This window comes from Coleofasciculus sp. D1-CHI-01, from assembly GCF_040218875.1.
Lineage (GTDB): Bacteria > Cyanobacteriota > Cyanobacteriia > Cyanobacteriales > Coleofasciculaceae > Coleofasciculus.
Genome location: NZ_JAVJQP010000121.1, coordinates 1 through 9629, shown reverse-complemented (window position 1 = coordinate 9629; position 9629 = coordinate 1). Strand labels below are relative to the sequence as shown.

Here is a 9629-nt window from a genome sequence, read left to right as displayed (position 1 = left end):
CATTCAGACCTAATTTGTCCTTTGTCCTTTGTCATTCGTCATTTGTCCTTTTTTGATCAGGAAATTGCTCCCCCATCTCCCCCATCTCCCTCATCTCCTCAAGGGGATGGTATCGGAGAAGAAGGAACCGGAACTGGATTGGACGGTAGTATCGTTTTTAGCTTGACAAATAAGTCAAAACGTGTGTTTTGCTGATCTTCTACGGCTGTCGTCAAACCGATCGCGCGGATTGCCTGCATCATCTGATCAAGTTGAGAGGGAAGTTGAGGCAAATTTAAATTATCTCGATTTAAGAGACGCTCAACCTCAATGAAAACTTGACCATTGTGGGGACTGGGTTTGGTGGGTACGATTTGCTGAAACAGTGGTATTTGAGTCAAGGGGGCTTGGGGTTGAGGAACAATGGCATCAGCAATGGGTGCGCCGAAGGTGAGAAATGCGATATTTCCTTCTAACCAGCCGTGGGTAGCGGTAATGCCTCCTAGGATAGATGTCCACCGTACCACTGGTTGATTATTAAGTTGGGTGTTTTCCACCGTCAACTGATAGCGAGTTTCCATCACTTGATCAAGCTGCTGGAATGCTTTTTCTGTAGCCGCGCGATCGCTCGATAGAATCATGACGGTGATACCTGCGCCTAGCATGGGTGGCGGCTGGTTTTCTGGGGGTGTGAGCAAATCCTCAGTCGCGGGGATGAGGGCGATTACCCATTCACCTGCCATCCAGGGTAATAAATCCTCTTGTACATCTACGCCCAGAGTTGTCTGTATCCCGGCACTCAGATTCGCTGGGGGAATGGGGATCAGGGGATTAGAGGGGGCGTTTTGGGCGTAACTATTCCACAATTGGGCGAAATTACTACCACTCAGCATTAATCGGGTATTGGCAGGGAGGCGTCTGGGTAAACGACTACTGGTATTTTCTATGGGATAGGCGTTTTGGCTATTCGGTTTCAGCCAAGACATGCCGCGAAAACGTATCCCATCCGACTCCAAGGAAATACTCGTCACCAGCCCTTGCTGGGGTTGCCTTTGAGCCAACTGTTCCGGCGGGAGCGATCGCGTGGAGTTGGCGGCGGCGGTGGCGGTGAATGCAGGTAGGTTTAAGTACACTTGAGCAAACGCCTGGGTGGTGTCAATTGTCGCTAAAGCCTCAATATATCCCGGCGTAGATGCCACAGATTTCACCCCTTTATAGGTGTCAATCACCTGTTCCATGGTTTGGGGATTTGACGTAACCACGACAAACCGTTCCAAAACAGTAACCGAATAGTTTTGGCTATTGGGCTTTTGGGTTTCGCGAATCTGAACCCCGCGATAGGTTCTTTCGCCAAACTGAGTCACTTTCTGATACGTGGTTTTAGCCCAAATTTCTTTAGCTTGGGCGGGGTTATTAATGGGTAAGATAATTAAGTCGGGGAGTTTGATAAACGGTAGCGTGACAGGGGACGTTTGCTCTGATTCCGTTTCTGGTGCAAATGTACTATCCCCCCGATAGGCAATCATCACCGTTTCACCTAACCACGGCTGGATATCATCCTCGTAGTCGTAGCCATTTTCCGTTAGCAGGCTTTCCTCGAGTTGGGCGAGTTGTCTGACGAACGCCGCTAGAGTGTTGGGTGTACCATATCGCTCCAATTGCCGCCATTTGCCGCTATCTGTAGACACTAAGGCTGTGATCAGGGTATCTTGAGGAACGAGTTTTGCCCCCACTGGTGCTTTTGCCAGCCAGAGATTATGTTGTACGAACAGAGAGTAAGCGATGACACTCCCGCTCATTAGGATAACAATTAGGGCTAATGTTACCCGTAGAACCAGTTTATTTTTTCTCAGCATGAATATTCGTTATTAGTCATTAGTCATTAGTCATTAGTCATTAGTCATTAGTCATACTCGCGCAAGCGAGAAGTCAGCTACGTTATTTTTAATTTGTCCTTGGTAAAAATAGTTGAGGAGTATTGGCATCAATATAAAGGCTTGGACTTTATGCAGCAAGCCCTCAATAACTTAATCGTATTAGTAGCGATCAAGATGCCCGCACTACAATAATTTTGATGGGATTGAAAATAATCTTTAAATGACGAACAACTTAACTATTGTAAAATACCGATAATTGTAGGGGCGCATGGCGTGCGCCCAATTTCCTATTCCCCATGCGCCCAATTTCCTATTCCCCCCTTTCAAGGGGGGGTTAGGGGGGATAGAGAGGGGTTAAGCTTAAGTTGACACTAATGTTTAATATTCCGGTACAGACGGATCAATTTCCCGACTCCAAGCGGTGATTCCGCCTTTGACATTAATCCCTTCAATGCCGGATTCTTTGAGAATACCCAAGGCTTTAGCTGAACGTCCTCCCATTTTACAATGGGCAATTAAGCGATGACCATTTAGGAGTTGCTTAACTTTTTCGACGCCAGAACCCTGTTCAATATCCGGTAATGGGACTAACACAGCACCGGGAATTTTAGCAATCTCGTATTCATTGGGATTGCGGACATCAACGAGGACAAAATCCTTGGTGTCACTATCCAACAATTGCTTGAGTTCTTGAACAGTCATTTCTTGTATTGCCATTAACCGTTGCGCCTCCTGTTCTTTGGCTTGGGTAATACCACAGAATTGTTCGTAGTCTACTAATTTTTCGATAACCGGGCGTACTGGATTCGGTCGAAGTTTCAGTTCCCGGAATTTCATTTCCAGGGCGTTGTACAGTAACAACCGTCCGCTGAGGGTTGTCCCCTTACCAAGGATAATTTTAACGGCTTCCGTGGCTTGGATGAGTCCAATAATTCCGGGCAAAATACCTAAAACGCCGCCTTCAGCACAGGAGGGAACCATTCCCGGTGGTGGGGGTTCGGGGAACAAGTCGCGGTAATTGGGTCCATCTTCGTAGTTAAAGACGCTGGCTTGTCCTTCAAACCGCAAAATGGAACCGTAGACATTAGGTTTACCCAGGATTACACAGGCGTCATTGACGAGGTAACGGGTGGGAAAGTTATCGGTTCCATCGACAACAATGTCGTAGGGTTTCACGATATCCAGCGCATTCTCGGATGTCAGGCGGGTTTCGTAGAGATCAACTTGACAATAGGGGTTAATTTCTAGAATCCGGGTTTTTGCCGATTGAATTTTCGGTTTCCCTACCCAGGATGTCCCGTGAATTACCTGACGTTGCAGGTTGGAACTATCAACGATATCAAAATCTACGATTCCGATACGTCCGATTCCGGCGGCGGCTAAGTACAGTAAGAGGGGTGAACCGAGTCCTCCGGTACCGATACAGAGAACACTGGCTGCTTTTAGGCGTTTTTGTCCCTCTAGTCCAACTTCTGGCAGAATTAGGTGTCGAGAATATCGTTCGTATTCTTCTTTGGTTAGCTGGATTTCTTCCAGATTGGGATTTAACATGGCAATTTGATAAGATTAGCGATTCGCGATTGGGGATTAGTGATTTATCCTTTGTTTGCTCCTGTGCGCCTCTGCTCCCCCAACTCCCCGAGCTTCCCCATTCTCCGCCTCCTCTCCCGTGAGAATTGCTTCAGGCTGAAACTGGTGATGATGATCAAGAGTCCAGCTTCTGAGGTCAGACGCTATACCCTGCTGAACGGAAATTATAATATACGAATAGCGCTGCCATGCGATCGCCCGATCAAATTCTGAGGGAATGGCTGGATGGTCAGGATGAGAGTGATAGATCCCAATGATATCTAATTCGCGATCGCGTGAGAGCTTCTGAACCTTCAACATCACCTCTGGGGCAATGCTAAACTGATTACGTTTAGTCCCTGACTGACGGGGTGAACCGTTTACCCCTTGAAAGGCTTCCGCCGCCTGCTCATCCCAAGCATTTTCTGTGGGAAAGACTTCAATGACGGTTTTTACCTCCCCCTTAATATGACCGATTAACAAGCCGCAGCATTCGTCTGGGTAGGTGCTTTCGGCGTGAGTTTCCATCACCTGAATTTGAGCAGGGTTAAGGTTGATAATATGGATTGGGGAATGATCTGAGTTTGACATTAATCTCAGGGGAGAGGGAATAGGGAATGGGGAATAGGGAACAAGTATAATCTACGGGTTCCTTGTTGAAAATTAGGATGGGCAAGGGTTCTGGCTTGCGTTAAATCGGGCGCAAGGATGGTGTTCCTACACCACTTATGGGGGCAAAGGTGCGTTACGCTACGCTAACACACGATGGCGGACTGACACAGCTAAAATTGTGGGATAGATTTAGGGTTAAATCGGGCGCACGTCGGTGCGCCCCTACAGTTCTAATCCACCAAATTAGCTGTGCCACGCCACTACACATAGAGGCTGTGCGTAAGTCCTATGGATAATATCCTGCCCCTACGCTATCCATCTTAGGTATCGTAGGGGTACGGCATTGCCGTACCCGTGTCAACTACAGGCGAGAAAAGCACGACTGGTAAGCTTTTCACCCTCATCCCCTAACCCCTTCTCCCGTGTCAAAAAAGCGAAGCATCCTTAGCGATGTAGGTTGGGTAGAGCGTAAGCGTTACCCAACAAATAAACCTGAGAGTTGGGTTTCGTTCCTCAACCCAACCTACTTGCTCAGAGCGTGGTGGGAGGACGCTCAGAGCCGAGCGAAAGACGCTTAGAGCGTGGTGGGAGGACGCTCAGAGCCGAGCGAAAGACGCTTAGAGCATGGTGGGAGGACGCTTAGAGCGTCATGGGAGGACACTCAGAGCGTCATGGAAGGACACTCAGAGCGTGGTGGAGGACGCTTAGAGCGTCATGGGAGGACACTCAGAGCGTGGTGGAGGACGCTTAGAGCGTCATGGGAGGACACTCAGAGCGTGGTGGAGGACGCTTAGAGCGTCGTGGGAGGACACTCAGAGCGTGGTGGAGGATGCTTAGAGCGTCGTGGCACAGATTCCCCACACCCCACACCCCTTAATCGGTGACTTCTCTCAACTATAATCAGGATTCAGGCGATCGCTATTTTCTCAACTCTGATGACTCAATCTGATTATCCCCGCGCTAATACCCTGAAATCTGCGTTTAAAGCCTGTGACTTAGCGCCCCTGGAACCCGCAGAAATGGAGCGCTATTATGTCGATTTATCCCCGGTGCGTAAATCCTCTGCTGTTGAGAGTGTTAGCACTATCTTGGACTTCCAAGAACCTGGCGAAAATACCACGATTCTGTTCACTGGACATCGTGGCTGTGGCAAAAGTACGGAATTGAAACGGATTCAACAGCGCTGGCGGGATGATTATTATGTCATCTATCTGGAAGTTAATGAGGAAACCGATATTAATGATGTTCGCTACACGGATTTATATTTAATTGTGATTAAGCAAGTCGAATTTGAACTCCGCAAACACGGCTTGTCTTTTGATGCTCAACTTCTCCAGCAATTTGAAGCTTGGTTTAAGGATGTCACCCAAGAAACCGAGGAAACGGTAGAAAAATCAGTCAGTATTACTGGAGAAGCTAGCTTAGGTGCTGGTGCGCCCTTTATAGCGAAACTCTTGGTTAAGTTGCTGGCGCAAATCAAAGGCTCAAATAAGCAGAAAACCACGATTCGTCAAACCTTGGAAAAGGATTTATCCCGACTCAAGGCGGATGTTAATCTTTTATTGGGAAATGCTTATATTAAACTGCGCCAAAAGTTCCCCGACTATAAGGGCTTACTGATTATTTTTGATAACCTAGATCGGATTCCGGTGGAGGTAGCTGACCATTTATTTCTCGATTATGCCACCCAGTTACAAGACCTGAATTGTACCCTGATTTATACCGTCCCGATTTCTGTGCTGTGTTCCCCGAAAAACCCGCTCAAACAATGGGATAGTGACCCCCATATTGTCCCGATGGTGACGATTTATGAATTTGAACGGGAACGCTGTGATTTGGACTATAAACTCGCCGGATTAGAGGCGATGGCGGGATTAATTGAAAAGCGGGTTCAGGTGGAGAATGTGTTTGAATCTCGCGAGGTGTTGTTAGAGATGGCTAAAGCCAGTGGGGGTCATGTGCGCCAACTGATGCAGATGATGCGAACGGCTTGTCGTACTGCCAGTACCCGGAAACATGAGACGATTAATGCTGAGGATGTTACTTATGCGATTAAGCAACAACAGTTTGGGTTTGAACGGTTTATTCCGGATGAGCATTATCCCCTATTGGCTCACGTTTGCCTGACTAAAAATGTCAGTAAAGATGAGTTGGGTCAATTGATGCTCTTTAATGTATCCGTTCTAGAATATAACGGCGACAAACGCTGGAATTATCCTAATCCTGTGGTGAAGCAAAATGAATTCTTCCAAAAAGCCCTGTCCGCTATCCAATCCGGGCAGACAGTATGAGGAAATCGGGCAGTTTTTGGCACGGAATCAAGCCGAGTTTGCCGAACTGCTGACGTTTATTGACTTTGCTGAAGACTTTACCCTGGGGTTTATTGAGGTGAATTTTCCCCCAGATCAGGAACTGCTGATTGAAGCCTTAACCCGCCATGAGGATTGTCAGGAGATTCAGTGGGTAATTCTGGAATTTGCTGATCCGAATTTGTGCTTTCTCCGAGATGAATTGGTGCAAGAGTTAGAGAAGATTCAGCCGGAAGCGGATAAAAAGATAGTAGTAGTGATTAAGGGATTAGCCAAGTCGATTGGTGTGTTTGGAGAGCATCCCCCAGTGTTAGTGGATCTGAACTTTGTCCGCGATGCCTATAAACGCACAGTTCCCTATCCTTTACTGTTTATTCTGCCTGATTATGCGATTACTCGGTTAGCTAAATTTGCCCCGGATTTTTGGGCGTGGACATCGGGCGTTTTTCGGTTTAAAACGTCTCCCCAAATGAAGGAGATGGCTATAGAACGGGCGTTTCAGCCAGCCGAGTCATTCCCTCGAATTGCTACACCAGAACAACAAGAACGAGTGGAATTACTTGAGCGTCTGTTGATGGATTATCAGCCAACGGGAGAACAGGCAACGGGGGAAAATCTTCAGCATTATACGGAGATTTTAGAACAGTTGGGTGAGGCGTATCTGACTCAGCGGAAACCTGAAAAAGCTAGGGAGTATTTAGAGGCGGCGCTGAAGTTGAAGCCGGATGATTTAGGGTTTCAAATGAAGGTTTTTAATCATTTAGGCGAGAGTTATCGGCAACAACGGCAATTTGATGCGGCGATTCAGTCTTATGAGCAGTCGTTAACTCTATCCCGGAGATTGGAGAATCGGCGTCGTGAAGCTACGGCATTAGTGAATTTGGGTACTGTTTATCTAGACTTGAGACAATTTCAAAAGGCAGAATACTTGTATCAGGAATGTTTAGAAATTGACCAAGATATTGATGATCGCCATGCTCAAGCTATCACCTATCACAATTTAGGATATCTTGCCCAAGAATTACGAGAGTATGATCAAGCAAAAAATTATTATCAGCAAGCGCTGGATATTTGGATTGAATTTAACGATCGCTATTCCCAAGCTAGTACCTATGGACAATTAGGAAAACTTGCTCAAGAATTACGAGAGTATGAGCAGGCAAAGGTATACTATCAGGAAGCTTTTGATATTTGGATTGAATTTAGTGATCGCTACAATCAAGCTAAAATCTATGGGCAGTTAGGAAGGGTTGCCCAAGATTTATGGGAATATGAGCAAGCAAAAGCTTACCTGAAGCAGTCTCTGGATATTTTTATTGAATATAGCGATCACTACGCTCAAGCTCGCACTTATAACCAGTTAGGAACCGTTGCCTATCTATTACAGGAGTATGAGCAGGCAAAGAACTACTATCAGCAGGCTTTGGATATTTTTATTAAATTTAGTGAGCGATACGCTCAAGCTATCGCCTATCACAACTTAGGAATCATTGCTCAAGAATTACAAAAGTATGATCAGGCAAAGAGCTATTATCAGCAGGCTCTGGATATTAAGATTGAATTTAAAGATCGCTACTCTCAAGCAAGCACCTATCACCAGTTAGGAGTAGTTGCCCAAGCGTTACGGGAGTATGAGCAGGCAAAGCAATATTATCATCAGACTCTGGATATTTACATTGAATTTAAAGATCGCTACTCTCAAGCCAGCACCTATCACCAGTTAGGAAATCTTGCCCAAGAGTTAGGGGAATATGAGCAGGCAAAGCAATACTATCAGCAAGCTCTGGATATTAAAATTGAATTTAGCGATCGCTTCTCTCAAGCTGGCACCTATCACAATTTAGGAATAGTTGCCCAAGAGTTAGGGGAATATGAGCAGGCAAAGCAATACTATCAGCAAGCTCTGTATATTAAAATTGAATTTAGCGATCGCTACTCTCAAGCTAACACCTATCATAATTTAGGAATAGTTGCCCAAGACTTACGGGAGTATGAGCAGGCAAGGCAATACTATAAAAAGGCTCTGGATATTTTTATTGAATTTAGCGATCGCTACGAACAAGCTGACACCTATCACAATTTAGGAATGGTTGCTCAAGAGTTACGGGAGTATGAGCAGGCAAAGCAATACTATAAAAAGGCTCTGGATATTTTTATTGAATTTAGCGATCGCTACGAACAAGCTCGCACCTATCATCAGTTAGGAATGGTTGCCGAAGAGTTAGGGGAGTATGAGCAGGCAAAGCAATACTATCAGCAGGCTCTGGATATTTTTATTGAATTTAGCGATCGCTACTCTCAAGCAAGCACCTATCATAATTTAGGAATGGTTGCCCAAAAGTTACGGGAGTATGAGATTGCAAAGCAATACTATCAGCAAGCTCTGGATATTTGTATTGAATTTAGCGATCGCTTCTCTCAAGCCAAACCCTATCACCAGTTAGGAATTGTTGCCCAAGAGTTACGGGAGTATGAGATTGCAAGGCAATACTATCAGCAAGCTCTGGATATTAAGATTGAATTTGGCGATCGCTATTCTCAAGCTCGCACTTATGGAAAATTAGGATTACTGGCAGAAGCCCAGGAAAACTACACCGAAGCAAGGGAGAATTTACAGACAGCCTTAGACATATTCCTAGAGTATCAGGATGACTATTTGGCTGGTGTGACGCGAGAAATCTTAGAACGAATGTCACTGAATTAAGGCTGGTGGGTTTCGACTTCGCTCAACCCACTCGACTGCGCTCAACCCACGATAGCGGCGTAGCACACCTTAATGGGTTGATTAGCATTGTAGGGGCGCACGCCGTGCCTTTGGTGTCAACTGAAAGCGAAAACTAATGCTGATAAGGTTTTAAGTAGGGTTTGGTAACCAAACCCCTACCTTGTCTATCTACTCGTTGACATTTTCCCCCTCATCCCCTAACCCCTTCTCCCACCCCCCTCGTTCCCCCCTGCGAGGAGGGATGACAGAGGATGCTTCGCTTTTGTTGCATGGGAGAAGGGGGATCGGATTCTCTTGCTCCCCTCTTGCTCCCCTCTCCCAAGCTTGGGAGAGGGGCTGGGGGTGAGGGCTGGCTTGGGAGAGGGGCTGGGGGTGAGGGCTGGCTTGGGAGAGGGGCTGGGGGTGAGGGCTGGCGTGGAAGAGGGGCTGGGGGAGAGGGGTTTGACGCCGTGCGCCCATTTCACCGTAAAATCTATCCGACAATTGTAGCTGTGCCGAGCGACTACGCTAAACTCAATCTTGAGCAACACGAATCATAACACCATTGTTGACAGCTCT

Annotated in this window: 5 protein-coding genes; 2 read left to right on the top strand and 3 right to left on the bottom strand. The window is 46.5% G+C overall.

What is annotated here, in order from left to right; translation table 11 throughout:
- Nucleotides 1-98: 98 nt before the first annotated feature.
- From RIB93_RS21695 to RIB93_RS21685, 3 genes are all read right to left on the bottom strand, one after another.
- Nucleotides 99-1835: a DUF3352 domain-containing protein gene (locus tag RIB93_RS21695; protein ID WP_446375515.1), complete on the bottom strand. Its 1737-nt coding sequence runs from the start codon at nucleotides 1833-1835 to the stop codon at nucleotides 99-101.
- A gap of 399 nt (nucleotides 1836-2234) precedes the next feature.
- Nucleotides 2235-3407 carry a molybdopterin-synthase adenylyltransferase MoeB gene (gene moeB, locus RIB93_RS21690; RefSeq protein WP_446375513.1) on the bottom strand — a complete coding sequence of 391 codons (1173 nt, stop codon included), beginning with the start codon at nucleotides 3405-3407 and terminating at the stop codon, nucleotides 2235-2237.
- A 36-nt stretch (nucleotides 3408-3443) separates the two neighbouring features.
- The gene (locus RIB93_RS21685) at nucleotides 3444-4016 is read right to left on the bottom strand and encodes a Mov34/MPN/PAD-1 family protein (protein WP_446375511.1); all 573 of its coding nucleotides are present in this window, start codon (nucleotides 4014-4016) and stop codon (nucleotides 3444-3446) included.
- A gap of 956 nt (nucleotides 4017-4972) precedes the next feature.
- Here RIB93_RS21685 and RIB93_RS21680 point away from each other — a divergent pair.
- Both RIB93_RS21680 and RIB93_RS21675 read left to right on the top strand, forming a co-directional pair.
- Nucleotides 4973-6328, top strand: coding sequence for a P-loop NTPase fold protein (locus tag RIB93_RS21680; protein ID WP_446375509.1), 1356 nt, complete (start codon nucleotides 4973-4975; stop codon nucleotides 6326-6328).
- Complete coding sequence (locus RIB93_RS21675) at nucleotides 6276-9050, top strand: tetratricopeptide repeat protein (protein ID WP_446375507.1); 2775 nt, start codon at nucleotides 6276-6278, stop codon at nucleotides 9048-9050. Before RIB93_RS21680 ends, RIB93_RS21675 begins: the two co-directional genes overlap by 53 nt.
- The last annotated feature ends 579 nt before the right edge of the window (nucleotides 9051-9629 follow it).